Source organism: Rubellimicrobium mesophilum DSM 19309 (assembly GCF_000600335.2).
Taxonomy (GTDB): domain Bacteria; phylum Pseudomonadota; class Alphaproteobacteria; order Rhodobacterales; family Rhodobacteraceae; genus Rubellimicrobium; species Rubellimicrobium mesophilum.
Window position 1 is genome coordinate 122802 of sequence record NZ_KK088560.1, and the last position, 24945, is coordinate 147746.

Below are 24945 nucleotides of genomic sequence, written 5' to 3' on the forward strand. Positions count from 1 at the left end.
GGCATCCTCATCCACTAACCCACTCAGCCTCCAAGAGGAATCCCGCAGGATTTGCGCAACAGAGCCACCTAAGTCCAAGGTGTCCCCCCGTGAGTCCCCCCACCTCATGAGGGACGGGGAGCGTAGAGCTTGGCGTTCTGGCAGTAACGGGCAATGCCGAGGTCGGCCATGATGGCGAGCACCTCTTGAACGCACCGGCGGCGCTGGGGGCTCAGACGACCCTTGAAGGCGCGGGCCACGTCCTCGGCCGAGAGTGGCGACTCGGCCACGTCGAGAAGGTCGCGGATGGCGCGGACCCGGGCGCGGGCTCTTCGGGCCAGGGGCGCGGTTCGGGCAGGCCGGCGGGAGGCCCACGTCGCGCTCCTCCTGCTTGCCGGCGCCGGCGACGTGAGCGTCAACCCGAGCTGCCTGACACCCGGACCTGAGCCAACGGTCGCGGCCCTGTGCCTCCCCCAGCCGCCGCTCGGCGTCGAGAGGGACAAGACGGAAGAGGATCTCGTCCTCAGTCTGCCGCTCGGGCGTCACGAGGTAGGAGAGCAAGGTTGCGCCGGGGTGACCCACCAACCGGGGCGCGGTTGTCCTTACACCAATTACCCAGCGCGGCACAGCCTCTGTTGTCGTGAAGCTCGGCCAGTGACGACACGTCTGCGCACTTCTGGTCCTCACGCTCCAGCTCCGTGAGGTTCACGACCCCGCGCGGCCCTCACATCGACTCGCCAGATCGTTGAATGGGCCGATCAGGTGAACCATGGCAGTGCGGCAAGGTCCCCCATCCGCAATTGCTCAAACCCGACATACCCCTTCCGCAACCAAGCCATCAAGACCCGGATGCATGGGGCGTGATCACAGAAGCTTCGGCCAAACTGCCGGCATCGCAGTTGCCCACCATCCGCAGCGTCAGCGTCCCGACCAACTTAAGGCGCACGAATATTTCCATTCTACACCTTTAGGATGCGTACTGCAGGAGATGATATGTGCTGATGACGCTCGCTTGGTATTCGGGCATGACGGCTGGTTTTACTTGGCCACGATTAATGATGTCGGCTACGTACCCATCGAAGTCGAAATCGTCGTAAATGCCGATCTCCTTGATTCCGGTGACGGCCTCCTTGAACTTCTCTTCGATGAGAGCACTTTTCCGCTTGCTATCGAACAGAGCCGGTGGCTTGGCGGAGGTGATCGAGACGGGGTCATAAGCCTTGCCCGGCCATTGGAGGGACTGAGGAACCATGGCCTTCTCAGGCCGATCGAAAGGAATCTTCATGAGGTCCGGATGAAACGCTTCGTAGATATCGGCCAGAATGCGTCTAAGATCCCGACCTTCCCTGCGGCTGATCTCGGCGGCATCCAAGAGCCCGACCTGCATTAGCGGCGACATGCTGATGCGGTTCATTTTACTTGACGTGCCGCCGCCGAAGTGAAATCGGTTTCGGTAATTCAGGTAATGGGCCCTGAGTTTTTCTCGAACGCTTGCACCGGGCAGCGCGTTCAGCTCCTCGCAGTACGACTCAGCGATCCTATGCGCAGAACCTCGAAGTGACGGGGTATCACCACTCACTATAGCTGCGATGCGTTTCCTGAACTTATGTTCTCTCTCTATATCCACATCGGCGAAATAAAAATCTCGATAACACTCTCCGCCACCACCAAACAGCACCGCCACCGTTCGATCGTCGAAACTGGCTCTCGCGTGTTTTTCGAACCCCAGCAAGGTGCTGTAAGAACCGAAGTTGTTACTTGCCCACTGGTTGAAGGCATCTTCAATGGTCAAGGGGACCACCGCGCGACCAAACGGGAAATCACTGCAGAATTCGCCGCCATACTGCTCGACAAGCATCTGCACCGATCTGAAATCGTCAGCGAGATGCGGAAACGTCCAGCAGTATGCTCGCTTGAGTAGATCAAGGCGAATGAGTGCACCGAACACCGCCCGGCTGTCATATCCACCGGACAATCGGTACACGAGGCAATGGAATGTGTTCGCGGCTGCGGCAACCTGATTGGTGATGGCTTCGATGCTGGCTTCGAGTGCATCCGCGTACCGGGTGAAGGGTTGGCGTGGGCTGCGGATGATGCGAAACCCGGTCGAGCGGCTCCCCCTAAGCTCCTCGTCGGTTAATAGAAGCGTGATCTCGCTGAATGCACAAACACGGCCGGAGGCCTGCTGACCAATCCAACGCGGCAGGAGACGACGCTCGAAGAAGGGCTTGTACGGGGTCAGTCGTATACCCAGTTGGCGACAAACTGAGACGAGCATGTGGAGATTGTTGGATGCCAGTTGGTTCGTAGCGGACCGATACAAATAGATCGCCTGAAGGCCGAAAATGTCACTTCTTACCGAGAGTTCCCTATCGTGCTCTTCGACGATTGCGTAGTTGCCGGGGTGCCGATCTGTCCAGTCGAGCGTGAAGGCGTCGGCGCCCGAAACAACTCGGCGGTTACGAGCGCAGAAGCCAGAGAAGAGGTGAATGCTGGGGTTCGGGTTCTCCGCTAATCCGCAGCCAATAGCAAGAATAAGCGTGGAGCCGTTCAGAGGCTTTAATGTAAAGCCGTTTAACTTAGTCGGGTCCAAGGGGCTGTTTGCAAGTACGAAATCTACATCAGGCGCCAAAGCTGGCCGGAAAGTGAGCACTCTTGCATTTCCTTATAGGTCGGTGCCATTCCGCCCCGAGGATGGTGAACTATACGCAGCAGAACGGCTACGGTAAACTGAGCAACCATCCGTGCTACCGCGCTCACTCATGCTCCCTCACCAGCGTTTAGGCGGCTTTGGCGTGGTACTGCAAGTCTGCGGACTCAGCTTCTGCGTGATGTAACTTACGGTCCGCCCAGTCGATCGGGGAGGCACGCCCAAGAATCGTTGAGCGACTGATCAAGAATGTGCGGTGCGGCTCGTCCTAGCGGCGGGGCGGCAGTGTGTTTCCCGGCCTGAGCTTGCTGACCCGGCGCAGGAGCCAGTCGTGGGGCGTCTCCGACTGGCTCTGAAACGCGAGCCGGTAACAGTTGCGGCACAAGAAGTGTCGTCCGCCCGAGTAGAGGTTGAACGGCTGGCGCAGGCAGGGACGTCCGCATACCTGCCCCGGGCAGACGAAGTAGGGCCGCTCCCCACCCTTGATGCAGGATGTCGAGGTTAGCGGGACCGTGTAGGCCATGTCCTCCCAGTCGCCACGTCGCTCTCGCGCCAGCCGACGGCGCGGGCACTGAGCCAAACGGGCCGGACGAACTCGCCCAACTCTGGCATGGCGTAGAATGTCGAACGGCCCGGGCCCGTACGCGCGAGGACGGCGCGAAGTCTGAGAACTTGATCAGCGGCCACAAAGGGCTCCTTCTTGCGGGGCGCTCTGACGCGGCTTGCGTGAGCATGGTTCCGAAATCGGTTGTGGGATCGCAACCGCACTGCCAAGAGGGGGACTTAGGGGCACTCATCCTACACCCTGTCTCTCCGCCACTGACCTTCCATCAACCACCTCATGGTCTCCGTTGCCTATTCCAAGGCAGAGGAATGTTCGACGACATCTGTCCAAGGCCGGTCGATGAGGCACGAGGGATGTTGCGGGCGGCAATCCGAGCCGGTGCGGGCGCTGCGGGGGTTCAAGCTCTGCCGCTAGATCATCGCTGACACTAGGACCCGAACCCCGGACCTGTTCGGCTGCGATCAGCCAGAGGGAGCCGCATCGGCGTCCGGGTCGATCCGCAGGACCTGCTCGGGGGCGAGGCCCATCTCGTCCGCGCGCATCTGGGCCACGCGCCGAGCCCGGCCCAGGTCGCGGCGACCAGGGCCGTCAGGCCGATCTTCTGGTACGCGCTCCGTGCGCTGCCTTGGTTGTAGGCCCCCACGTCCCGCTGCGCGGCCGCGACGATGTCGTGCAAGGTCCCCGAGTAGATGGCGTAGCGCGGTCGGAAGTCGGGCTCGCCTCCACCCTCGCGAAGGAATTCGGCGCGAGCCACGAAGTGGCTTCCGTCCTGACGGGCGTTCGCGCTCCGGGGCACGGGGATCCGGGGCTCGCGCAGCGTCCAGGCCGCCTCGCGCCAGCTCAGGCCCGCCCCCACGAGCTGGTCCGCCGCGAGCAGGGCGGCGGCATGCTGGAGGCCGAAGTTGGACCACAGCCGCCCCTCGGCATCCCAGACCTCGCCCGCCTCGGTCCCGAACGGCAGGTCCCCCGCACGCAGGCACGCGTTGAACATGGGGATGCTCATCCGGGTGAGGGCACACAGCTCAGAGCGGATCATGGGTCTGGGCGACAGGGATGCAGATGGGCAAGGTGACGCATCTCCAACGTCCTGGCCCGCTGCTGGGTTCACCGGCTTGCCGCCGAGGCCGACGTTCTCGCTGCCGTTCTCGATCACGACCGGGTCCCCCGCGGACCACGTTGAGAATGCGCCGATCGCTGCCACCCTGAGTAGAGCGTGTGTGCCGTAAGCGCCCCGAGAACCTTGATGCCCGCGCCTGCCATCGGCGTCTCAGCTCCCCGGGGGCCGCCACCTCGTCGGCTATTTGAGCGGGTCGTGACGGATCGTGAGGGCGGTCTCCTTTCCTGGCTGCACCGGGGTCAGTCCGCTCTGGACGGTGGAGCGAAGGCGATGGATCGGCCTTCATGGCGACCTCGCCGCGATGATCCGGCTTCCAAACCGGCGGAGTGGAAGGACGGGAGCAATGGACCCTCGCGGGTCCGCTCCGTTGGTGCGGCCAGGGACGCCAAGGCCTCCGAATGCAATTCGTCCGACGCTTCGTCCTTGACCAGTCATATAATCATACTAATCATACGTCGAGCCTCATGGCTCCAAGGGAGGAACTTCAGAATGAAGAAGACGCTTTTCGCCAGCGCGTCGGCGCTGGTGCTCGGGACCGCTGCGTCCGCGCAGGTCGTGGGCTTCTCGCAGATCGGCTCGGAATCGGGCTGGCGCGCGGCCGAGACCACCGTGACGAACCAGCAGGCCGAAGAGCGCGGCATCGACCTGCAATTCTCCGACGCCCAGCAGAAGCAGGAGAACCAGATCGCGGCGGTGCGGTCCTTCATCGCGCAGGGGGTGGACGCCATCCTGCTGGCGCCGGTGGTGGCGACCGGCTGGGACGCGGTGCTCGAGGAGGCGAAGGAGGCCGAGATCCCCGTCGTGCTGCTCGACCGCATGGTGGACAGCGATCCCTCGCTCTACCTGACCGCCGTGGGCTCGGACCTCGTGCACGAAGGCGAGGTCGCGGGCCAGTTCCTGGTCGATCAGGTGGGCGACGAGCCCTGCCGGGTCGTGGAACTCCAGGGCACGACGGGCTCCTCGCCCGCCATCGACCGGGCCACGGGCTTCCGCAACGCCATCGAGGGCCATGACAACATCGAGATCGTCCAATCCCAGACGGGCGACTTCACCCGCGCCCAGGGCAAGACGGTCATGGAGGCCTTCCTCCAAGCCGAGAACGGCGGCGCGGACATCTGCGCGCTCTACGCCCACAACGACGACATGGCCGTGGGCGCGATCCAGGCGATCAAGGAAGCGGGCCTCAAGCCCGGCGAGGACGTCACCATCGTGTCCATCGACGGCGTGCCGGACCTGTTCCAGGCGATGGCGGCCGGCGAGGCCAACGCGACCGTGGAGCTCACGCCAAACATGGCGGGCCCGGCCTTCGACGCGCTCCAGGCCTACTGGGACAACGGCACCGAGCCGCCGAAGTTCATCCAGACCGAGTCGCGCCTCTACACCCAGTCCGACGATCCGCAAGGAGAGTACGACCGCCGCAAGGACCTGGGCTACTGAGCTCGCACCGCGGGGCGGGCCGGTCGCTCTCCCGCCGGCCCGGTTCCAGCCCCGCGACCGGAGCGGACCTGCCTCCGCTCCGGTTCCTTCGCGCGCCCATGGGCAGGATGGCTCGCGCGCGGCGGCTCGCCATCCGCTAGACTGGCCGCATCACCAAGCCGGAAGGAGGCCCCGATGCTCCTGCAAGCCCGAGGACTGACCAAGCGCTTTCCCGGCACGGTCGCGCTCGACGGCGTCGACTTCGGCCTCAAGGCCGGCGAGGTCCATGCCCTCCTGGGCGAGAACGGCGCTGGCAAGTCCACCCTCATCAAGTGCCTGACGGGGGCCTATCGCCGGGACGGGGGCGAGGTCCTCCTCGACGGGAAGGTCGTGGACCCCACAGCACCTTCGAGGCCCAGGAGCTGGGGATCGGCACGGTCTATCAGGAGGTCAACCTCCTGCCGAACCTCACGGTGGCCGAGAACCTGACCCTGGGCCGCCAGCCCCGCCGACTGGGCCTGGTCAGCCGCCGGGGGATGCGCGCCATGGCCCGGGAGATGCTGGCGGGCTATGGCCTTTCCATCGACGTGGAGCGCGACCTGGGCAGCTACTCGGTGGCCGTGCAGCAGATCGTCGCCATCGCCCGCGCCGTCCACCTGTCCGGCAAGGTCCTGATCCTCGACGAGCCTACCGCGAGCCTCGACGCCCGCGAAGTGGCGCTGCTCTTCGACGTGGTGCGGAACCTGCGCGAGCGGGGCCTCGGCATCGTCTTCGTCTCGCACTTCCTCGACCAGGTCTTCGCGATCTCGGACCGGATCACCGTCCTGCGGAACGGTCGCCTCATCGCGACGACCGAGGCGGCGCACCTCGACCGGGTGCAGCTCATCAACCTCATGCTGGGCAGGGAGCTGGAGCAGGCGACCGCGCATGGCCAAGGCGGACGGGCCGCCGGCGGAGAGATGCTGCGCGTCGAAGGGCTGGGGCGGCGCGGGAAGGTCGCCCCGTTCGACATGACGGTCCGCTCGGGCGAGGTCATCGGCATGGCGGGGCTTCTCGGCTCGGGCCGAACCGAGACCGCCGAGGTCCTGTTCGGCGCGACGGGGGCCGACAGCGGCACCGTGCGCGACGAGAAGGGGCGGATCGACCTCTCCTCGCCTGCCCGCGCCATCTCGGCCGGCTTCGGCTTCGCCCCCGAGGACCGCAAGACGGACGGCATCATCGGCGACCTCACCCTGCGCGAGAACATCGCCCTCGCGCTCCAGGCGCATCGCGGCTGGGCCCGGCCCATCCCGCGCGCCGAGCAGCGGCGGCTGGCCGAGGACTACGTCCGGCGCCTCGACATCCGCACGCCGGGGGCGGAGAAGCCGGTGGGGCTCCTCTCCGGAGGAAACCAGCAGAAGGTGATCCTCGCCCGCTGGCTTGCTATGAACCCGCGCTTCCTGATCCTCGACGAGCCCACGCGCGGCATCGACGTGGGCGCGCATGCCGAGGTGCTGCGACTCATAAACGAGATGGTGGCGAGCGGCATGTCCCTCCTCGTGATCTCCTCGGAGCTGGAGGAGCTGGTCGCCGTCTCCGACCGCGTGATCGTGGTCCGCGACCGGCGCCATGTGGCCCAGTTGACCGGGCACGAGATCACGACGGACGCCATCGTCCGGGCCATCGCCGCGCCCGAACGCGATACGGAGGCTGCCGAATGAACGGCTTCGGACTGCTTCGGCGTGTCGCGCCCCAGCTCCTGACGCTCGCCGCGGTGCTGGTGCTGGTCACGCTCTTCTTCCCGAGCTTCCCATCCGTGAGCTTCGGCGGCGACCGCCTCGTCGGGAGCCCCATCGACGTCCTGAAGCGCGGCGCCCCCGTGGCGCTCCTCGCCATCGGCATGACGCTGGTGATCGCCACGCGGGGGATCGACCTGTCGGTGGGCGCGATCATGGCCATCTGCGGGGCCGTGGCGGCCTTTGCCGTCACCGGGGGCTGGGGCCTGGGAGTCGCCGTCGCGCTGGCGTTGGCGACGGGGCTGATCTGCGGGCTCTGGAACGGGTTCCTGGTCGCGGTGCTGGGCATCCAGCCCATCGTGGCGACGCTGATCCTGATGGTGGCCGGGCGCGGCATCGCCCAGCTCGTCACCGAGGGCAAGATCCTGACCTTCAGCGACGCGGGCTTCGCCTATCTCGGCTCCGGCGCCTTCCTGGGCCTTCCCGTGCCAGCCTGGGCCTGGATCCTGGCCGGCATCCTCACGGGCCTCGTCGTGCGGCGCACCGCGCTGGGCCTCCTCATCGAGTCCGTGGGCGTGAACCTCCGCGCGAGCCGTCTGGCCGGCGTGAACAGCACGGTGCTGCTGCTCACCGTCTACATGATCTCGGGCCTCTGCGCGGCGGTGGCGGGCCTCATCGTCGCCGGCGACATCAAGGGGGCGGACGCGAACAACGCCGGCCTCTGGCTCGAGCTCGACGCCATCCTGGCCGTGGCCATTGGAGGGACCTCGCTCCTAGGTGGCCGCTTCTCGATCCTGGCCTCGCTGATCGGCGCCATGATCATCCAGTCGATCAACACCGGCATCCTGCTCGCGGGATTTCCGCCCGAGTTCAACCTCGTCATCAAGGCCATCCTCGTCCTGCTCATCCTGACGCTCCAGTCGCCGCGTCTGGGCGCCGTCGCCGCGGGCCTCCTCTCGCGCCGGCGCCGGGCCGACGAGGCCGGCGCCGCGCCCCGATCGGTCCAGGAGGCCGGCCAATGAACCCCCGTCGTCTTCCTCTCTACGTGACGATCGCGATCTTCGTGCTCGCCTTCCTGCTGTGCTGGCTGCAGTTCCCCCGGATCCTCTCCACGCGCGTGGTGGGCAACCTGCTCACCGACAACGCCTATCTCGGCATCGCGGCGGTCGGCATGACCGTGGTCATCCTGTCGGGGGGCATCGACCTGTCGGTCGGATCGGTGATCGCCTTCTCCGGGGTCTTCATCGCCGTCATGCTGAGGGACTCGGGCCTGCATCCGATGGTCGTGTTCCTCCTGGTCCTGGCGCTCACGACCGCTTTCGGGGCCGCGCAGGGCGCGCTCATCCACGGCCTCGCCATGCCGGCCTTCATCGTGACCCTGGCGGGCATGTTCCTGGCCCGGGGATCGCCTACCTCCTGGCCCTGGACTCCATCCCCATCGACCACCCCTTCTTCGAGACTCTCCAGAAGGCCTACTGGCTCATGCCCGGCAAGGGGCGCTTCACGCTGATCGGGGCCGTGATGCTCCTGTCGGTCGCGGGCGGCATGCTGCTCGCCCATCGGACGCGCTTCGGCACGAACGTCTTCGCGCTGGGCGGGGGCGAGGCGACGGCGCGGATGATGGGGGTGCCGATCGCCCGGACGACGATCCTCATCTACGCCTTCTCGGGGTTCATGGCGGGCCTCGCCGGGATCGTGTTCGCGATCTACACGGCGGCCGGCTACCCCCTGGCCACGGTGGGCGTGGAGCTCAACGCCATCGCGGCCGTGGTGATCGGCGGCACACTCCTCTCCGGCGGCAGCGGGACGGTGCTGGGCACCCTGTTCGGCGTGCTCACCATGGGGCTGATCCAGACCTACATCGTCTTCGATGGCACGCTGTCGAGCTGGTGGACCAAGATCGTCATCGGGATGCTTCTCTTCCTCTTCATCGTCCTCCAGAAGGGCCTGCTGACGATTGGAGCAGCCCGGCGGACGGGATGAGCAGGATGGCCGAGATCTTTTGGGGCTCCCTCGGGACGCAGTTGACGCGCAACAGCCACGCCCAGGTCGTCGATGCCATCGGCGCCGACATCATCCAGGGACGCCTGCTGCAGGGTTCGATCCTCCCCCGGGACGAGGACCTGGTCAGCCGGTTCGGCGTCTCGCGGACGGTGCTGCGCGAGGCCATGAAGACGCTGACCGCCAAGGGCCTCCTGGTGGCGCGCAGCCGCGTCGGCACCAAGGTCCGGCCCCGGGACGACTGGAACATGTTCGACGCCGACGTCCTGCGCTGGCACATGGAAGGAGGAACGGGCAAGGCCTTCTTCGCCGACCTCAGCGAGATGCGGCTCGCCATCGAGCCCTATGCGGCGGGGCTCGCGGCCGCGCGCGCCAGCGTCGAGGACGTCGCGAACATGCGCAGCACCGTCGAGCGCATGGCCGCCGCGCCCGACCGCAGGTCCTTCGCGGCGGTCGACATCGAACTTCACCGGCAGGTCGCCAAGGCGTCGGGCAACGTCTTCATGCACTCGGTCAGCGCCCTGATCGAGGCGGCACTTCTGTCGTCCTTCTGGATCAGCTCCCCGGCCGAGAGCCCGATCATCCAGTCGGAGGTGACCGAGGATCACCGCAGGATCGTGGAGGCCATAGCCGCTCGGGACGGTCCCTCGGCGGAGGCTGCCATGCGACACGTCATCGTGGTCGGACGGGATCGGATCTTCCGAGCCCTTTGAGGGCTTGCTGCCGACCAGAGGATGAGATGGGCGATCCTGCGCACGACCGCCCGGGCTCGGCGGCCGCCGTTGCGATGGTCCGCTTGGGTGGAGCGCCACGGTAGCTGTCGAAGGGGATCTCCCTGAGCCGCTCTGCTGCCACGGGGGGCGCCGTTCACGTCCGCCTGCCGGCCCGTGATCGTCAGTATGAGAGCCAAGCAACGGCTGGGTTGAGGCGCGGTGCGTCCCCGGCTTCCGATGACCGGTTGCCGGCCGAGACGTGACCGCAGCGGGTGGGCCCCGGGCGCCGAGTTGGTCCGACCGGGCATGCGCCGAAGGCTTGGCCAGTCGGACCCTCACATGACATGGAACTCCGATGCGGTGAGCAAGAGGCCCGCCGTCAGCTTGGCGAACTGGATGCGAGCCGCCGTACCGCTTCCGTCAGGGTCGTAGAACAGGGCGCCCGTATCGTTCTCGTAGATGATCCGATGCCCTGTCGCGCTGGCGAGGCCCGTCGTGTTGCTCACGAAGGCGCCGCTCGCGAGGTTGCCGAGAACGAGCTTGGTGAAGACGGCATCATCGAGATCGAACTGGTCGTCGACGACCTTGTAGTCGCTGATCGTGTCGATGTTCGAGGCTCCAAGCGCGGTCGAGAATACGAAGACGTCGCCGCCGGCACCGCCCGCAAGCCTGTCCATTCCCGCTCCACCGTTCAGGCGGTTGACCCCGGCGTTACCCGTGATCGTCTGCGCCAGGGTGTTGCCGGTCAGGTTGATGGCCGTCGTGGCGGTGGATGAGGTCGTCGCCATAGCCTCGACGTAGTCGTCGCTGGCCAGCGCGAAGGACAGCCCAGCCAGGACTTTGTCCGCCGTACCTTCGGTGGCGCCTTCCTGGATGGTCGTGCCGGTATTGCGGATCACGAATGTATCGTTGCCGCCCAGTCCTGCGAGCAGGTCCTTGCCGCCCCCGCCGCCATCCGAGAGCACGTTGTTCCCGGCATTGCCCGTAATCGTCTGCGCCAGGGCGTTGCCGGTCAGGTTGATGGCCGTCGTGGCGGTGGACGAGGTCGTCGCCAGGGCCTCGACGTCGTCGTCGCTGGCCAGCGCGAAGGAGACGCCGGCCAGCACCCGGTCGGCGGTGCCCTGCCCCGTGCCCTCGTCGATCAGGGTCAGCGCGTTGCCGACGAGGTAGGTGTCGCTGCCCGCGCCCCCTTGCAGCCGGTCCGCGCCGGTGCCGCCGCCGTCGGACAGCGTGTTGGCCCCGGCATTGCCGGTGATCGTCTGGGCCAGTTCGTTGCCAGTGAGCCGGAGCGCGGCCGTTCCCGCAGCATCGGCAGCCGCCAGCACCTCGACTTGGAGGCTCGTGGCAAGCGTATGGTCGGTGGCGACCAGGATCCGATCCGCCGTGCCCTCGCCCTCGCGTCGTACCACCGTGTCGTCCGCGTCGACGATGTAGGTGTCGTTCCCCAGCCCGCCGATGAGCGTGTCGTGGCCGCCCCCGCCGTTCAGGGTGTCATCCAGGGCTCCGCCGTAGAGCGTGTCGTCAGCGGCGCCGGCCGAGATGTTCCAACGCTCGACGTTCGTTGCGGTCACATAGAGCCAGCCGCGATTCTCGATGTAGGTCGAGAGGTACGTGCCGCCCGAGTAGATCATGCCGGTCGCGCCGGACCAGTCGAGCACCAGCGTGTCGGTGCCGGCGCCGCCGTCGAAGCTGGCGCCGGCCCGGCTCTGGAGGTCGATGGAGAAGCTGTCGTTGCCGCCGCCCCCCGCGACCTGGTGGGCGGCACGGTCCGAGGCGACGCCGCGCACGTCGACGGCATCGTTGCCGGAGCCCCAGGGTGAGGTCGAGGATCTCGATGCCTTGCCAGGAGGTTTCCACGCCCATGCCGGCGTTGACGACCACGGTCCTGGCCTGCGTGTCGGCCAGTCGCAGGACGAAGTCGCCCGTGGAGGCGACCCCGCCCGACGCGATGGTGGCCGAGACCAGGTCCTGGCCCGCGCCGCCGAGATAGGCGCCCTTCCCCGCGCCCCCCGCCAGGTTGTCGTTGCCGGCCCCGCCCGAGAGCGTGTCGTCGAGGTCGCCGCCCCGGATGTCGTCGTCCCCGGAGCCGCCGACGACGGTCCAGGCCTCGATGCCCGAATAGTTCAGGTATACCCAGCCGCGAAGGTCCACGAAGGTCGCGAGCGAGTTCCCCGACCAGACGATCCCGTTGGTGGCGGCCGACCAGTCGAGGGTCACGCGGTCGGTGCCGTCGCCGCCCCAGACGGTCGCGCCGGCGAGGCTCTTGAGGTCGATGGCGAAGCTGTCGTTGCCCGACCCCATGTCGAGCTGATGGGCCGCCCGGGCCGAAGCGACGCCCCGCACGTCGATGCTGTCATTGCCCGATCCGAGCGTGAGCTGGACCACCTCCACCCCCTGCCAGGAGGTCTCGAAGGCCGTGCCGGCGTTCACGGTCACGGTCCGCGACTGGGTGTCGGCGAGGCTCAGGACGAAGTCCTGAGTGGTCGCCGCGCCGGTCTTGCTGGCGATCGTCGCGACGATCAGGTCCTGTCCCGCCCCGCCGAGGTAGGTGCCCTTGCCGGTGCCCCCGCGCAGGTCGTCGTCCCCGCCGCCGGCCGAGATGACATCGTCCAGACTCCCCCCGCGCAGGTCGTCGTTGCCGGAGCCGCCCGTGATGTTCCAGTCCTCGACCCCGGTGTGGTTGAGGTAGACCCAGCCCCAACCCTCGACGAAGGTGGCAAGCGAGTTGTCCGACCAGGTGATGCCGTTCGTGGCGGCCGACCAGTCCACCGTGAGCCGGTCGGTCCCCTCGTCCCCGGCGAAGGTCAGCGTCCCGAGGCTCAGGAGGTCGACCGCGAAGCTGTCGTCCCCGGCGCCGGCGGTGATGCTATGGGCGTAGCCGGTGACGCGGGAGTCGTCGGCCACCCCGCGCACGTCGATGCTGTCGTTGCCCGAGCCCAGCGTGAGCTGGAGCACCTCGATGCCCTGCCAGCGCGTCTCCACCTCGGTGCCGGCGTTGACCACCACGGTCCCGCCCTGGGTGTCGGCCAGGCTCAGGACGAAGTCGCGGGTGGTGAGGGCGCCGTCGTTCGTGGAGATCCGGGTGACGACGACGTCCTGGCCCGCCGCGCCCAGGAAGGTGTCGCGCCCCCCTGGCCGAAGAACTGGTCCTGGCCGGCGGCGCCCGACAGCCGGTCGTCGAGCGTCCCTCCGCGCAGCAGGTCGTTGCCCGAGCCGCCCGAGAGCTGCCAGCGCTCGACGCCCGAGGTGTTCATGGCGATCCAGCCCCAGCCGTCCACGAAGGTCTGATAGTTCGTGGTGGCGTAGAAGTCGCTGAAGCCCACCCCGTTCGTCGCCTTGGACCAGTCGAGGATCAGGGTGTCGGCCCCTTCCCCGCCGTCGAAGGTGAGAGCCCCCAGGCTGAGGAGGTCGGTCGCGAAGGTGTCGTTGCCGCCCGCGCCGGTCACGCTGTGCGCGTAGCCCGTCACGCGGGCGTCCGCCGCGACCCCGCGCGTGTCGATCAGGTCGTTGCCGGAGCCGAGCACGATCTGGACGGCCTCGATGCCGCGCCACTTCGTCTCGACCGAGGTGCCGGCGTTCACGGTGACCGTCGCCGCCTGGGTGTTCGCGAGGACGAGGCTGAAGTCGAGCGTGGTCGTCACGCCCGCGTTGGTGGAGACGGTCGTGAAAACCACGTCCTGGCCCGCCCCGCCGTCGAAGGAGTCCCGGCCGCCGAAGCCCCGCAGTTCGTCCGAGCCCGTTCCCCCCACGAGGCGGTCGTCGAGCGCGCCGCCGCGCAGGTCGTCGTCGAGGGCGCCGCCGGTCAGGTTCCAGCGCTCGACCCCTGTCGTCGTGAGGTGGATCCAGCCGAAGCCGTCGGCGAAGGTGTTGTAGAAGACCTGCCCGTAGAGGCTGTTGGAATCGAAGGTCACGGCGTTCGTCGCCGTGGACCAGTCGAGCGTGAGCGTGTCGGTGCCCTCGCCGCCCGCGAAGGTGCTGTCGCCCAGGCTGAGGAGGTCGAGAGCGAAGCTGTCGTCCCCGGCCCCGGCAGAGATCGAATGCGCGTAGCCCGTGACATAGGCGCTGAAGGCCACGCCGCGTACGTCGACCGTGTCGTTGCCCGAGCCGAGGTCGAGACGGAGCACCTCGACGCCCTTCCAGGTGGTCTCGACCGAGGTGCCCGCGTTGACCGTCACGGGGCCGTTCTGGGCGTCCTTGAGCGTCAGCACGAAGTCCCGCGTCGAGGCGACGCCGCCGTCCTGCGAGATGGCGGCCCAGGCCACGTCCTGCCCAGCGCCGCCGTCGTAGACGCCACGGCCCGCCCCGCCATGGAGCTCGTCGTGGCCGGCGTTGCCGATCAGGGTGTCGTCGCGGTCGCCGCCCCGCAGGTCGTCGTCGGCGATGCCGCCCTTGAGGGTGAAGGCTTCGTTGCCGACGTGCCGGAGCCAGATCCAGCCCACGCCGTCCTTGTAGGTCTGGTAACAGACGTCGCTGAAGAAGACGATGGAGTTGGTGGCGCCCGACCAGTCCATGACGAGCCGGTCGATCCCGGCCCCGCCGTCGACCTCCACGTCGCGGCTGTGGAACGAGACCTGGATCGTGTCGTCGCCGCCGTCGCCGAAGAGGTGGTCGCCCCCGTCGCTCCCCCCATCGAGGATGTCGTCGCCGTCGCCGCCGTGTAGGGTGTCCATCGCGGCGTTGCCCCTGACCTCGTTGCCGAGCGCGTTGCCGGTGATCTCCGTGTCGCGGCCACCGTCCACCACCACGAGGTTCTCGACGTTGGCGGCGTCGGTCCCCATGTCGAAGACCGCCGCGCCGGCGACGACGCCGGTGAAGTTGGCGACGCGCATCTCGATGGTGTCGCGGCCGGCCCCGGAGCTCTCCGTGACGTGGTCGCCCGCGCGGTCGATGCGGTAGGTGTCGTCGCCTTGGCCGCCGATCAGGAGATCGATCCCGCCGCCACTGTCGATTGTGTCGTTCCCGGCGGTGCCGGTGATGGTGTTCGCAAGCGCGTTCCCGATGGCGACGCGGGCCGCGCCGGTGATCGTCAGGTTCTCGAGGAGGTCGCCCAGCGTCCAGTCGACCGAGGCCATGACGAGATCGGTGCCGCTGTCGCTGCCCGAAGGCACCTCGCCGCCCAGGTTCTCGGCGATGACGTCGTCCGTGCTGTCGACCCGGTAGGTGTCGTCTCCCATGCCGCCGATCAGGATGGTCGCACTGCCGAGGCTGACCAGCAGGTCGTTCCCGGCCCCGCCCATCAGGACATCGTCCTTGCCGGTCCCGCCGGTGAGGGAATCGTCGCCTCCGGCTCCGAGCAGCATCATGCCGCCGAGGTTCGAGGCCACGAGCGTGTCGCCATGTCCCGATCCCTCGATCACCTCGATGCCGGCAAGGGTGTCCCCTTCGGCGTCGCCACTGTGAAGGACCCCGGTCTGCGAGTTGATCGTGACCCCCGCGGCGGAGTGGCGGTAGCTCGCGATGTCCTGGCCAGCGCCCCCGTCCAGGGCGTCGGCCCCGCTTCCCCCCAGGAGGACGTCCTTGCCTCCACCCCCGCGCAGGGTGTCGTTGCCGCTGTTGCCGGTCAGGATGTCGTCGTCCTCTCCGCCGTCCAGGGTGTCGTCCGCGGCACCGCCGCCGAGCATGTCGTCCCCGAGGCCGCCGCCCAGCCTCGCGGAGATCGCCAGGTCCTCCGAGAGCACGACCTCGTCGTCCCCGCCGCCGGCGTCGCCGAGGATCAGCGCGACGTCCGAGAAGGTCTCGATATGGCTGAGGAGCTGGACGCCCAGGGCGCCGCCCGCGTCGGCGACCAGGGCGCTCTCCGCGTGGTCGGTGTTGTCGGCGATGGCCCGGAGCCCGGCCCGAGCGCCGATATTGAGCGTGAGCGTGCCGTCGGAGAAGCTGGCGAGTTCCGGCGGCGGGGGCGGCGGCGCGATGACGACCTCGCCATCCGGGCCGGTAGTGGCGCCGGTTCCGTCGAAGGTGAAGGCCCCCAGCGTGATCCGGGGCGAGTTGAGGCGCCAGACCTCTCCGAAGAGGACGGTGGCGTTGGCGGAGAAGCCGGCCGTGATCTGGCCCGAGGCGTCGAAGATCGCGAAGGGGTTGGTGGTGAGCGCGCCCAGGAGCTCGTCGAGGTAGAGCTTGCCCGGGGTGTGCTGGAACCCGTCCGCGAGGTCGAGGTCGATCTCGCCGGTTATGTCGCCGCCGCCCACGAGGCTTGCGATCAGGAAGTCGAGCGCGACGCTGAGGCTGATGGAGGCGTCGAGCTTCACTTCGGTCCCCGAGCCGTCGACGAGGTAGAAGCCGTTCAGCACCTTGAGCGGGTCGCCGTCGGCTGTCAGGAGGCCGCGCGTGTCGAAGCCGAAGGCGAGGTCGAAGGCGGCTCCGATGGAGCCGCCCACGGTCACGTTGATGCCGGGGAAGACCGGGAACAGCGCCAGCGTCGGGTTCGAGGCCGAGAGGTGCACCTCCGGCAGGTCGAGGTGGAAGAGGTCCGCCTGGCCGCCGAGCAGGAGCTTGATGATCTGGGCCGGGTCCTTGAGGATCGGAAGGCTGAAGTCGGTCCCCGTGGCCATCTGGTCGAGGATGTCCTTGGCCGTGAGGCCCGAGCCCGGGTCCGTCACGCCCCAGCCCTGTCCCGAAAGGCCCGAGAGGACGTTCGAGAGGGTGTCCTTGAAGCCGCCGAAGGTCGCGGAGGCGTTGGAGAGCTGGAAGGCCAGCGACCGGATGTCGTCGGCGCCCGACAAGGTGAAGTCGCCGATGACGTATTCCTTGGGGCCGAGGCTCGTGCTGGCGAGGAACTCGGCCCAGCTCAGGACGTCGCCCACCATGCCCATGAACTTCTGGATGGGCTCGATGTCGAGGCCGGGGTTGGCGACCTTGAGGAGGTCGATCAGCGTGACCTTGTCGTCACCCGTCCTCTCGAACATCTCGCGCCAGCCCGAGAAGGACTTGAGCACGCCGATGTCGCTGTTCAGGATCGCCAGGGCTTGGTTGATCGGCTGGAGGACCGGAACGATCTGCTGGAGCACGGGCTCGACGAAGTCATGGACGAAGGAGCCCATGTCGAGCGTGACGTTCTGGAACGACACCGTCGGCGTGCCGCCGAAGGAGGCGTTGCCGTCGTCGGGGTTGACCGTCGAGGCCGAGAAGTCCCAGTCGACGAGGAGGTCCGCGTCGAGCTGCGGCAGGGCGGCGCTGCCCATGTCGCCGTGCAGGTCGATCCGCACGTCCGCGGTGGCGTCGAGCCTGGCGTCCACGAGGTCGCCCGAGAGCTCGTTCAGGCGGAGCTTGCCGTCCTGGTTGGCGTCGAGGAGGTCGACGGAGAAGGTGCCGTCGAAGTTCGAGCCGGTGTCGGTGGCGCTGAAGCTGAGCGGGCCCAGTTGGGCGTCGGCGGCGAGGTCCGAGCCATCGAGCCGCACGCCGATGCCGATCTCGTGGCTGCCCGAGGTCCCGGCATAGAAGCCGGAGGAGTCGACGCCGACGCCGAGGTTGATGGCGTAATGGAGGCTCGCGTCGACCGAGCCCGAGGTCTCGATCCCCAGTCCCGGCAGGCCGAGGTCGTGCGCGAGGTCGAGGGTGAGATGGCTGTCCTTGGCTTGGGCGAAGGTCAGGGAGACATCGGCGCCGCTCACCGCCACGTCGACAAGATCGCCCGAGAAGCCGGCCGCGCTCAGAGCCCCGGAGATCGCGTTCTCGACCGTCGATTCGGCGTAGTCGGCCGCGTCGTTCAGCCGCCCAAGGGCGTCCCTCACCGCCGTGCGGAAGGCGTTGATGCTCGCCAGCGCGGCCTGGGTCTGCGGCAGGTCGTACGCGGCCTTCAGACCTGCGCCGACGAGCGGGATCTGTTCGGCGAGGACCTGCTTCGCGATCTGGTCCTGTATGGCCGCGAGGGCGGAATCGAGACCGGATTCCAAGGCATCGATCTGGGACTGCGAGACGACCGGCACGGATGAAACTCCTGAAAGTGACAGGGCGAGCCCGCCGCCATCCAGGGCACAGGGCACACGGGCCTAGGCCTGCACGGCATAGGGCCAGCGCCGGAGGAACTTCGGTTCGCTTGGTGGCAAGAATAGGCAAAAATCGTTAAGAATTAGTGAAGAAGGTATGTTGCACGGTCCTTGGCGAACATCGCGGACGCTTCGGGTCGGCGAATCCGCTTCCGGTGGCCCCTTCTCGTCCTCCGCCACCCCTCGCGGGGCCTGCCCTCTGCAGCCTGCTCGGCGCCTTGGCCGGGCCACGGCCCGCGCTCCCGCAGGCGACGCCTCTCGCGACTGTCGGATGGATTGACAGCGCGGGTCCAAGATCGCGGAATGAGGGCCGAACGGAGGGAGGAGACCATGAGCGTCATCACGGAAGGGCGGAGCGCCGTCGTCACGGGGGCGGCGGGCGGCATCGGGCTCGCCATCGCGCAGGCCTGCCTCGGGCGGGGGATGCGGGTGACGATCGCGGATCAGGACGCGGGTCGGCTGGACCGCGCGGCCGAGGACCTCCGCGCGCGGGCACCCGGGCGCGTGGCCCATTTCGCCTGCGACGTCCGCGACCCGGCGGCGGTCGAGGCGCTGCGCGACGCGGCCGTCGACGCGCATGGTCCGGTGGACCTTCTGGTCAACAACGCCGGCGTCGGCCGGCCGACGAAGCCCTGGGCCGAGCGGGAGGCCTGGGAGCTCACCCTGGGCGTGAACCTCTGGGGGGTCATCAACGGCCTCATGGCCTTCGTGCCGGGGATGATCGAGGCCCGGCGCGAGGCGGCGGTCGTCAACCTCGGCTCCAAGCAGGGGATCACCAACCCGCCGGGGAACGCCGCCTACAACGTCTCCAAGGCCGGGGTGAAGGCGCTGACGGAGCAGCTCGCCTGGGAGTTCCGGCAGATCGAGGGGGCGCGGCTCTCGGCGCACCTCCTCGTGCCGGGCTTCACCTTCACGGGCATGACGGCCCCGGGCGCGGAGAAGCCGTCGGGCGCCTGGTGGCCCGAGCAGGTGGCCGAGCGCATGGTCGAGGGCGTCGGGGCAGGCGACTTCTACATCGTCTGCCAGGACAACGAGGTGGACTGGGAGACCGACCGCAAGCGCATCGCCTGGGCCGCAGGGGACCTGACCGAGGGGCGTCCGGCGCTGTCGCGCTGGCACCCCGATCACGCCGAGGCGTTCAAGCGGTTCCTTGGAGGCTGACGGGGCGCCCCTGCGCTAGCCGTGAGCGGGCTGTCGGCGCACCAGGCCCAGGACGCCGAGGATCGCGGCGCCGATCCCGAATCCCACGACGCCCGAGGCGAGGGCCGTCAGGAGCCAGGCCGCCGCGGCTTCCAGGGCGCCGGCAACGACGGCAAGGGTGTGGGCGAAGTCGTGGATGAGGTCTTCGGGCGCGTGCCAGCCGAAGGCGGCGACGCCATGGATCAGGATGCCGCCGCCGACCCAGAGCATCGCGACGGTGCCGACGAGGCTGAGCAGGGCCAGGAACCGAGGCATCCCCACGACGAGCGCGCGGCCGATGGCGCGCGTCGCCGCGCCCCGACCTCGGGCCATGGCGGCGCCGATGTCGTCCGCCTTCACGATCAGCGCGACGACCCCGTAGACCGCGATGGTGATGGCGATCCCCACGGCCGCGAGCACGATGGCGCGCGTGACGAGGTCGTCCGCCTCGATGGTGGCCAGCGAGATGGCCATGATCTCGGCCGACAGGATGAAGTCGGTACGGATCGCGCCCGAGACCATCTGGTCCTCGAGCTCCTTCGAGGTAGCCGCCGTGGTGGCATCCTCCCCATGGGGGCCGGTGGTGGGCCCGGAACAGGTGGAGGAGCTTCTCGGCCCCCTCGTAGGCCAGGTAGAGGCCACCCAGCATCAGCAGAGGCGTGATCGCCTGCGGGAGCAGCGCGCTGAGGAGCAGAGCGGCCGGGAGCAGGAACAGGAGCTTGTTCCGCAGGCTGCCCAGCGCGATCCGTCCGATGATCGAGAGCTCGCGATGCGCCTCGATGCCGACGACGAATCGCGGGGTCACCGCCGCGTCGTCGATCACCACGCCGGCGGCCTTGCTGCCCGCCTTGACCGTCTGCGCCGCCACGTCGTCGAGCGAGGCGGCGGTGAGCTTGGCGATGGCCGCCACGTCGTCCAGAAGGGCGATCAGTCCGGTTGCCATGGTTCTCCCTGTCGTTGCGCGCCCGTCCGGCGCGGCCGGACCATGTCGCATGGAGGTAAGGCGCGCCAGGGCCGAGGTCGAGGAACGTCGCGGACCTATCGCGAAAGGCTGGCCGCGCGCGGGCGGGCCGCTTAACCTGACGGCGGGAAGGATGCGTCCATGCGCTACGAGCTGATGCGGCCCGAGCAGGTCCGGCGGGCCATCGAGGAGGACTGGCCGGCGGTGCTGCCCGTGGGCGTCCTCGAGTACCATGGGGAGCACCTTCCCCTGGGCATGGACGGGCTGGTCGCGGTCCGCTGCCTCGAGCGGCTCGAGGCCGAGATGGACCTCGTGGTGCTGCCGGCCTTCTGGTACGGGGCCGCGAGCTACGCCGTGGAAGGACCGGAGGCCAGGGGCTCGCTCCACGTCGACGCGGAGACGCTGGTGCCCGTGGCCCGACAGGTCTTCGCGGCGCTGCTGCGGGTGGGGTTCCGCAACATCCACTTCGTGATCCACCACCAGACGGAGAAGTTCGCCGAAGGGATGCCGACGGACCTCGCCTTCAAGCTGGCCGGCCGGCAGGCCGTCTTCGCTCATCTCGAGCGCGAGCGTGGCGAGGGCTGGTGGGGCGGCCCGAGGCGGCGGGCTACTACGCCGAGCACGCGGCGGGTCGGGACCCGTTCGGCTGGATCAAGGGGCACCCGCTGCTCACGCCCGAGGCGATGGCACGATATCCCTTCGACCATGCCGGCCAAGGCGAGACCTCGTTCATGCTCGCGCTCTGCCCCGAGACCGTGGAGATGGCCGAGGCGGCGGACGGGCCGTGGTACACGCGGTCAGCCGAGGACGCCTCGGCGGAGCTCGGCGAGGCGGGCGTGGCCCTGGTGCTCGACCACCTTCGCCGGGTCCTCAGGGGTGGCTAGGCCGACGCCGCCGAGCCGCGCCGAAGGTCAGGAAGGAGGGGCCGGGGGGTGGCAGGATGCGCGACCGCTCCTCGGGGGTCACGGCTCGCCGTCGGGCGAGCTCCAGCCGCAGGCTCTCCTCGCCCTGGCGCATGGCCCAGTCGTGGTTGGCGGTGAAGACCGGGCGGAAGAGCCAGCTAAGGGCGCGCAGGATCGGCTTTCGCGCCTCCACGTCCCAGTCGTAGCGCACGACCGCCGTGGGGCCATCCTGCACGAAGGTCCATTCGCCACGCCCCATGAAGTCGCCGGTCGGGGTGAGCACGACGTGCTGGCCGTCAGCCTCGGTCACCCGAAAGGTCCAGCGGAGCGTGTAGGGCAGCCATCCCTTGGTGAAGAGCTCCACTTCCTTGCCGACGCCGCTCTCGTCCCCGGGCGCGAGCTCCACCACGTCGAGGTAGACCGAGGGCCACCAGTCGATCAGCCGCTCGACGTCGGCGAGGACGGTGGCGACCTGCTCCACGGTGGCGTCGAACCGCCACGTGGTGACGAGGTGGTAGCGGCTCATCGGGTCGGCGAACGGACGACCGGCGCGACCCGCCGTTGGCAGGGAAGGGCCGCGCCGGCCCCTCCCGGCGCGGTCATGGGGCGTTTCCGTCCATGGCCGGGACGACCTCCAGCGAGTCGCCCGGCTGCAGGGGCTGGTCCTGCTCCACGGTGGTCGCGACGGCCTCGTCGCCGTTCCCCCGGTAGAGCACGAAGTCGTACTGGATTCCGGCCTGGCCCGCCGCCGAGCCGCCGAGGAGGGCGAGCTGCTGGTCGATCGAGCTGACCTGCGCGCGGGCAACCTCGCCGTCGGCCAGCCGCTTCTCCAGCTCGAGCAGGATCTCGCGCGCCGATTCGGACGGCAGCCGCTGGAGGTCCGCCGTCATGCGCGCCAGGTCGATCTCCAGCCGGGCGACCATGTCGGCGGTGTCGTAGGACTGCAGGGTCGACATCAGCAGCGTGCGTTCGGCGGCATCGGACTCCGTCGCCGGCACGAGCCCCCGGTCGATCAGGTCCTGGACGCGGTTCACCTCGGCCCGGTCGTTGGCGACGAGCTGCTCCTCCTCGGCTTGCCGGCGGCGGAGGAGGTCGAGGCGGGTGTTCATCTCCTCGATCAACTGGCGCGCCGAGGCCGCGTCGACGCCCCGCATCGCGACGCCCGAGGCCACCAACTCCCGCCCGACCTGCTCCAGATCGTCGGTGTCGTCGCTGGTGCTGGAGCGAGGAGCCGGAGCAGGAGGCGCGACCGCCTCGGCGGCCTGGGCGTCGGGCTCCTCCGCGACGGGCAGCGTCGGTTCGGCGTCGGCGGCCGGCAGGACCTGGGCCTGCTCCGTCGGCCGGGCCCTTGGCCGCGTGAGGAGGTCGTCCCCTCCGGCCGACGTCGCGACCTCGTCGTTCAGGACGACGAGGGGCAAGGCCCCGTCCGCCGACGACAGGTCCTGCTCCTCGGTCGCCCTGGCGGGCGCCTCGCCCGGCTCCGGCGCGACCTCGTCCGCGGGGCCGGGCGCGTCCGAGGAGGGCACGGACGGCTCGCCTTCCGCGGAGATGCTCCGAAGCTCCTCCCGAAGGCGCCCGACCTGCGCCATGATCGAGTCGAGGCGCTCGACGGCGACCTCCCGTTCGGCGGTCAGGTCCATGGCCTGCCGGGCGCTCGTGTCGGCGTCGAGGCCCGACATCCCGAGCCCCCCGGCCGTCGCGACCAGTTGGCGAACGGTCATGCCGGGCGTGTAGTCGAAGCGGCCCGGCTGGCCGACCGCGCCGGACACGAAGACCGGCGAGTAGCTGGAGATCTCGACCAGGATCTCGGACGGCTCCAGGTTCAGCCAGTTCTCCTGCCCGTCGTTGCTGAAGATGCGGAGCGGCTCGGCGCTCATGGCGGCCGTGATCTGATCCTGGGCGTCGGCAAGGGTCAGTCCGGCGACGTCGATCTCGCCCACGATGGGAAGCGTGACGCGGCCGTCGGGGCCCACGACCGATTCATGAGCCATGGCGAAGGGACCGCGCGTGGAGACCGAGATCGTGTCCCCTGGGCGGAGCGCGTAGTCGGCCCACGCGGCCAGCGGCCAGCCGAGGACGCAGGCGGCCAGTCCAGCCGTCCGAAGCCGGCGCCAGGCGGTGGCGACCCTGGCCACGCCGGCCGCCGACCCCGCGCCGGCGAACGGAATCGCGCCCCCACAGTTCCCGCGCACATTCGTCATTACCGAGAAACCTCCGCCAACGGGACCGAATGGGAGCCGGCGGCAGGAGGGCCAGCCCTGCCCTCTTCGGCAAGTCGCATTAGCATTGGGGAGAATGCTCTCCCCAGTCAAGTTGACTGCCCCTTTTCGGTCCCCGACGGAACGACGGGCGCTCTCGTGCCGGCGACCCGACCGAGCCAGGCCCGACGTCCGGTGCCCGCTCTCCTAGGCGGGATCACGGGCTCGCCTCCCCTTCCCGTGGCCTGCCCGGGGCACCGCGCCCCATCGTTCGACGGGTCGGCGCCCCTACGAAGAAACCCACGGTCATTGGGCGGCCCTGACTGTCCCGAAAGCATCGCAGGGAGGCCGCAAGCCAGCCACAATTCGGCGGGAACCTGGAATCGCATCCGGGGTTAGCCATGACCATGCCGCGCATCCTTCACATCCTGCTGATCGTGGTCCTTTCGATGCCCATGTGGGGGCTGCCCTATGGCGTCCTGGTCGCGGCCCTGATCCGTCTGCTCTTCGAGGGCGCGCGCGTCCAGTGGCAGGCCGCGCCCGGGGCGGCAATGCGACTCGGCTAGGACACCAGCCTCCGCCACGACAGCCGCCCCAGTCCGATAGGCTTGAGCGTGTCCCTTTGCATCTGCCCTGGCGTCAGGGGCGCCTCACGTTGCCTTCCTGGATCGAGCGGGACCTCACCGGGCAGGACGCCGGAACAGCCGGGCCAAGCCGATCCTGATCGTTGCAATCCGAGCCCAATTTCACAATCGAGGGTTGAAATTCTGCGGTTCAGTTCCATGAACAAGTGCAGAGCCCACCTATGTCTGGCCGGCGTTGCATGATATGTTGACATCGCTTGAACGAAACCCGCTGCGGTCCAAGGAGGAGCGCGCGGTGACGGTCGCCGCGGAAAACAAGGCCAGCGCCCTCGCGGTCGCCGCGCTCCTGGAGCGGTGGGCCGACGAGGTGCCTCATTGGGACCCGTCGGCGGGCGAGCGTTGGGATGCCTTCGCGGACCGACGCTACCTCGCCGAGAAGGCGCTGAAGGAGCGCCTTCGTCGCCTGCCCACCTGCGTGCTGCGGACGGACGACTGCTGCACCGAGGTCGACTTCACGCTGGCCGGGGTGCGCGTCAGATCCCGCGTCTGCCTGGAGGACGGCTGCCGGGCCTGGGCCGCCAAGATGAGGCGGCAGGCCGCGCAGTAGCACGGCCCCACGGGTTAGCAGGCACATGGGCCACCGCCGGCGGCCCTCCAAGGCGCCCTGCGCGCGGCTGCGACGTCACTCCGCCGGGGGAAGGCTCACAGGAAAGGCGGAGGCCGGACGGAAGGCCCTGCCGAACTCGTGGTCGGTGACCGACGAGCGCAGGGCCTCGGCCATGCCGCTCGCGAGGATGCCCAGGTTCCCGCCCAGGATCGCGAGCGCCACGATGCCCCAGACCGAGCAGCCGGCGAAGGCGGCGATGACGCAGACCATCAGGGCAGTCAGCCATCCGGCGCACAGGTGACGTATCAGCATCGGACCTCTCCTTCTGGTCCAAGGCTGCCGGCAGAATCGGGCCATTTTGTGGAGCGGATGG

General features: G+C 68.6%; 22 protein-coding genes and 2 pseudogenes. 12 read left to right on the plus strand and 12 right to left on the minus strand.

Features of this window, described 5'->3' with window-relative positions; translation table 11 throughout:
* Nucleotides 1-104: 104 nt before the first annotated feature.
* From RUMESO_RS24985 to RUMESO_RS07160, 4 genes are all read right to left on the minus strand, one after another.
* On the minus strand, nucleotides 105-269 hold the full coding sequence (locus tag RUMESO_RS24985) for a hypothetical protein (protein ID WP_156362731.1): 165 nt from the start codon (nucleotides 267-269) through the stop codon (nucleotides 105-107).
* 677 nt (nucleotides 270-946) lie between these two features.
* A complete protein-coding gene (locus RUMESO_RS24990; RefSeq protein WP_156362733.1) occupies nucleotides 947-2632 on the minus strand; it encodes a hypothetical protein in 1686 nt (561 codons plus the stop codon).
* A 498-nt stretch (nucleotides 2633-3130) separates the two neighbouring features.
* Complete coding sequence (locus RUMESO_RS24000; protein WP_342670737.1) at nucleotides 3131-3397, minus strand: AlpA family phage regulatory protein; 267 nt, start codon at nucleotides 3395-3397, stop codon at nucleotides 3131-3133.
* 224 nt (nucleotides 3398-3621) lie between these two features.
* On the minus strand, nucleotides 3622-4185 hold the full coding sequence (locus tag RUMESO_RS07160) for a hypothetical protein (RefSeq protein ID WP_037279217.1): 564 nt from the start codon (nucleotides 4183-4185) through the stop codon (nucleotides 3622-3624).
* Between the two features lie 615 nt (nucleotides 4186-4800).
* Between RUMESO_RS07160 and ytfQ the strand changes: the two genes are divergently transcribed.
* From ytfQ to RUMESO_RS07185, 7 genes are all read left to right on the plus strand, one after another.
* Nucleotides 4801-5748 carry a galactofuranose ABC transporter, galactofuranose-binding protein YtfQ gene (gene ytfQ / locus RUMESO_RS07165; protein WP_037279219.1) on the plus strand — a complete coding sequence of 316 codons (948 nt, stop codon included), beginning with the start codon at nucleotides 4801-4803 and terminating at the stop codon, nucleotides 5746-5748.
* Nucleotides 5749-5922: 174 nt separating this feature from the next.
* Entirely contained in the window at nucleotides 5923-6216 is a 294-nt protein-coding gene (locus RUMESO_RS26960) for an ATP-binding cassette domain-containing protein (RefSeq protein ID WP_281177543.1), read from the plus strand.
* Nucleotides 6201-7427, plus strand: coding sequence for a sugar ABC transporter ATP-binding protein (locus tag RUMESO_RS28415; protein ID WP_425414881.1), 1227 nt, complete (start codon nucleotides 6201-6203; stop codon nucleotides 7425-7427). Before RUMESO_RS26960 ends, RUMESO_RS28415 begins: the two co-directional genes overlap by 16 nt.
* The gene (locus tag RUMESO_RS07175) at nucleotides 7424-8464 is read left to right on the plus strand and encodes an ABC transporter permease (protein ID WP_037279221.1); all 1041 of its coding nucleotides are present in this window, start codon (nucleotides 7424-7426) and stop codon (nucleotides 8462-8464) included. The genes RUMESO_RS28415 and RUMESO_RS07175 overlap by 4 nt, the downstream gene beginning before the upstream one ends.
* Nucleotides 8461-8952 carry an ABC transporter permease subunit gene (locus tag RUMESO_RS26970; protein WP_245639179.1) on the plus strand — a complete coding sequence of 164 codons (492 nt, stop codon included), beginning with the start codon at nucleotides 8461-8463 and terminating at the stop codon, nucleotides 8950-8952. The genes RUMESO_RS07175 and RUMESO_RS26970 overlap by 4 nt, the downstream gene beginning before the upstream one ends.
* On the plus strand, nucleotides 8925-9425 hold the full coding sequence (locus RUMESO_RS26975) for an ABC transporter permease subunit (protein ID WP_245639180.1): 501 nt from the start codon (nucleotides 8925-8927) through the stop codon (nucleotides 9423-9425). Before RUMESO_RS26970 ends, RUMESO_RS26975 begins: the two co-directional genes overlap by 28 nt.
* A 5-nt stretch (nucleotides 9426-9430) precedes the next feature.
* Complete coding sequence (locus RUMESO_RS07185; protein ID WP_037279223.1) at nucleotides 9431-10156, plus strand: FadR/GntR family transcriptional regulator; 726 nt, start codon at nucleotides 9431-9433, stop codon at nucleotides 10154-10156.
* A gap of 335 nt (nucleotides 10157-10491) precedes the next feature.
* On the opposite strand, the gene RUMESO_RS25680 is transcribed toward RUMESO_RS07185, so the two are convergent.
* The 3 genes from RUMESO_RS25680 to RUMESO_RS24995 all read right to left on the minus strand — a co-directional run bounded on the left by RUMESO_RS25680 (nucleotide 10492) and on the right by RUMESO_RS24995 (nucleotide 18081).
* A complete protein-coding gene (locus RUMESO_RS25680) occupies nucleotides 10492-11787 on the minus strand; it encodes a calcium-binding protein (RefSeq protein WP_245639187.1) in 1296 nt (431 codons plus the stop codon).
* On the minus strand, nucleotides 11678-13111 hold the full coding sequence (locus tag RUMESO_RS26980) for a calcium-binding protein (RefSeq protein WP_245639181.1): 1434 nt from the start codon (nucleotides 13109-13111) through the stop codon (nucleotides 11678-11680). Before RUMESO_RS26980 ends, RUMESO_RS25680 begins: the two co-directional genes overlap by 110 nt.
* Before the next feature lie 77 nt (nucleotides 13112-13188).
* Nucleotides 13189-18081, minus strand: a complete 4893-nt coding sequence (locus RUMESO_RS24995) for a calcium-binding protein (protein WP_037279227.1) — start codon at nucleotides 18079-18081, stop codon at nucleotides 13189-13191.
* A 390-nt stretch (nucleotides 18082-18471) separates the two neighbouring features.
* Here RUMESO_RS24995 and RUMESO_RS07200 point away from each other — a divergent pair, with 390 nt between their 5' ends.
* Nucleotides 18472-19302 carry an SDR family NAD(P)-dependent oxidoreductase gene (locus RUMESO_RS07200; protein ID WP_037279373.1) on the plus strand — a complete coding sequence of 277 codons (831 nt, stop codon included), beginning with the start codon at nucleotides 18472-18474 and terminating at the stop codon, nucleotides 19300-19302.
* A gap of 15 nt (nucleotides 19303-19317) precedes the next feature.
* On the opposite strand, the gene RUMESO_RS28085 is transcribed toward RUMESO_RS07200, so the two are convergent.
* Nucleotides 19318-19842: a DUF808 family protein gene (locus tag RUMESO_RS28085; RefSeq protein ID WP_342670736.1), complete on the minus strand. Its 525-nt coding sequence runs from the start codon at nucleotides 19840-19842 to the stop codon at nucleotides 19318-19320.
* A gap of 121 nt (nucleotides 19843-19963) precedes the next feature.
* Nucleotides 19964-20515: pseudogene (locus RUMESO_RS28420) on the minus strand (DUF808 family protein); the annotation flags it as partial.
* Between RUMESO_RS28420 and RUMESO_RS28425 the strand changes: the two are divergent.
* Both RUMESO_RS28425 and RUMESO_RS26210 read left to right on the plus strand, forming a co-directional pair.
* A pseudogene (locus tag RUMESO_RS28425) lies at nucleotides 20438-20755 on the plus strand (creatininase family protein); the annotation flags it as partial. The pseudogenes RUMESO_RS28420 and RUMESO_RS28425 sit on opposite strands and share 78 nt — an antisense overlap.
* Before the next feature lie 110 nt (nucleotides 20756-20865).
* A complete protein-coding gene (locus RUMESO_RS26210) occupies nucleotides 20866-21165 on the plus strand; it encodes a creatininase family protein (protein ID WP_211262810.1) in 300 nt (99 codons plus the stop codon).
* Here RUMESO_RS26210 and RUMESO_RS07215 read toward each other — a convergent pair.
* Complete coding sequence (locus RUMESO_RS07215; protein ID WP_037279229.1) at nucleotides 21152-21709, minus strand: SRPBCC family protein; 558 nt, start codon at nucleotides 21707-21709, stop codon at nucleotides 21152-21154. The genes RUMESO_RS26210 and RUMESO_RS07215 overlap by 14 nt on opposite strands.
* Before the next feature lie 73 nt (nucleotides 21710-21782).
* On the minus strand, nucleotides 21783-23384 hold the full coding sequence (locus tag RUMESO_RS07220) for a polysaccharide biosynthesis/export family protein (protein ID WP_051521104.1): 1602 nt from the start codon (nucleotides 23382-23384) through the stop codon (nucleotides 21783-21785).
* A 398-nt stretch (nucleotides 23385-23782) separates the two neighbouring features.
* On the opposite strand from RUMESO_RS07220, the gene RUMESO_RS25000 reads away from it, so the two are divergent.
* Together RUMESO_RS25000 and RUMESO_RS07225 are read left to right on the plus strand one after the other, a co-directional pair.
* Nucleotides 23783-23947 carry a hypothetical protein gene (locus tag RUMESO_RS25000; RefSeq protein WP_156362735.1) on the plus strand — a complete coding sequence of 55 codons (165 nt, stop codon included), beginning with the start codon at nucleotides 23783-23785 and terminating at the stop codon, nucleotides 23945-23947.
* 313 nt (nucleotides 23948-24260) lie between these two features.
* Complete coding sequence (locus tag RUMESO_RS07225; RefSeq protein ID WP_037279231.1) at nucleotides 24261-24572, plus strand: hypothetical protein; 312 nt, start codon at nucleotides 24261-24263, stop codon at nucleotides 24570-24572.
* A gap of 75 nt (nucleotides 24573-24647) precedes the next feature.
* On the opposite strand, the gene RUMESO_RS07230 is transcribed toward RUMESO_RS07225, so the two are convergent.
* The gene (locus tag RUMESO_RS07230) at nucleotides 24648-24884 is read right to left on the minus strand and encodes a hypothetical protein (RefSeq protein ID WP_037279233.1); all 237 of its coding nucleotides are present in this window, start codon (nucleotides 24882-24884) and stop codon (nucleotides 24648-24650) included.
* Nucleotides 24885-24945 lie beyond the last annotated feature (61 nt).

Excerpts from the sequence above, each read along its gene's own strand:
- RUMESO_RS07160 (WP_037279217.1), bottom strand. The coding sequence starts at position 4,185 with ATGTTCAACGCGTGCCTGCGTGCGGGGGACCTGCCGTTCGGGACCGAG.
- ytfQ (WP_037279219.1), top strand. The coding sequence starts at position 4,801 with ATGAAGAAGACGCTTTTCGCCAGCGCGTCGGCGCTGGTGCTCGGGACC.
- RUMESO_RS26960 (WP_281177543.1), top strand. The coding sequence starts at position 5,923 with ATGCTCCTGCAAGCCCGAGGACTGACCAAGCGCTTTCCCGGCACGGTC.
- RUMESO_RS07175 (WP_037279221.1), top strand. The coding sequence starts at position 7,424 with ATGAACGGCTTCGGACTGCTTCGGCGTGTCGCGCCCCAGCTCCTGACG.
- RUMESO_RS26970 (WP_245639179.1), top strand. The coding sequence starts at position 8,461 with ATGAACCCCCGTCGTCTTCCTCTCTACGTGACGATCGCGATCTTCGTG.
- RUMESO_RS26975 (WP_245639180.1), top strand. The coding sequence starts at position 8,925 with ATGCCCGGCAAGGGGCGCTTCACGCTGATCGGGGCCGTGATGCTCCTG.
- RUMESO_RS07185 (WP_037279223.1), top strand. The coding sequence starts at position 9,431 with ATGGCCGAGATCTTTTGGGGCTCCCTCGGGACGCAGTTGACGCGCAAC.
- RUMESO_RS25680 (WP_245639187.1), bottom strand. The coding sequence starts at position 11,787 with ATGATCTACTCGGGCGGCACGTACCTCTCGACCTACATCGAGAATCGC.
- RUMESO_RS07200 (WP_037279373.1), top strand. The coding sequence starts at position 18,472 with ATGAGCGTCATCACGGAAGGGCGGAGCGCCGTCGTCACGGGGGCGGCG.
- RUMESO_RS28085 (WP_342670736.1), bottom strand. The coding sequence starts at position 19,842 with ATGGTCTCGGGCGCGATCCGTACCGACTTCATCCTGTCGGCCGAGATC.
- RUMESO_RS07215 (WP_037279229.1), bottom strand. The coding sequence starts at position 21,709 with ATGAGCCGCTACCACCTCGTCACCACGTGGCGGTTCGACGCCACCGTG.
- RUMESO_RS07220 (WP_051521104.1), bottom strand. The coding sequence starts at position 23,384 with ATGACGAATGTGCGCGGGAACTGTGGGGGCGCGATTCCGTTCGCCGGC.
- RUMESO_RS25000 (WP_156362735.1), top strand. The coding sequence starts at position 23,783 with ATGACCATGCCGCGCATCCTTCACATCCTGCTGATCGTGGTCCTTTCG.
- RUMESO_RS07230 (WP_037279233.1), bottom strand. The coding sequence starts at position 24,884 with ATGCTGATACGTCACCTGTGCGCCGGATGGCTGACTGCCCTGATGGTC.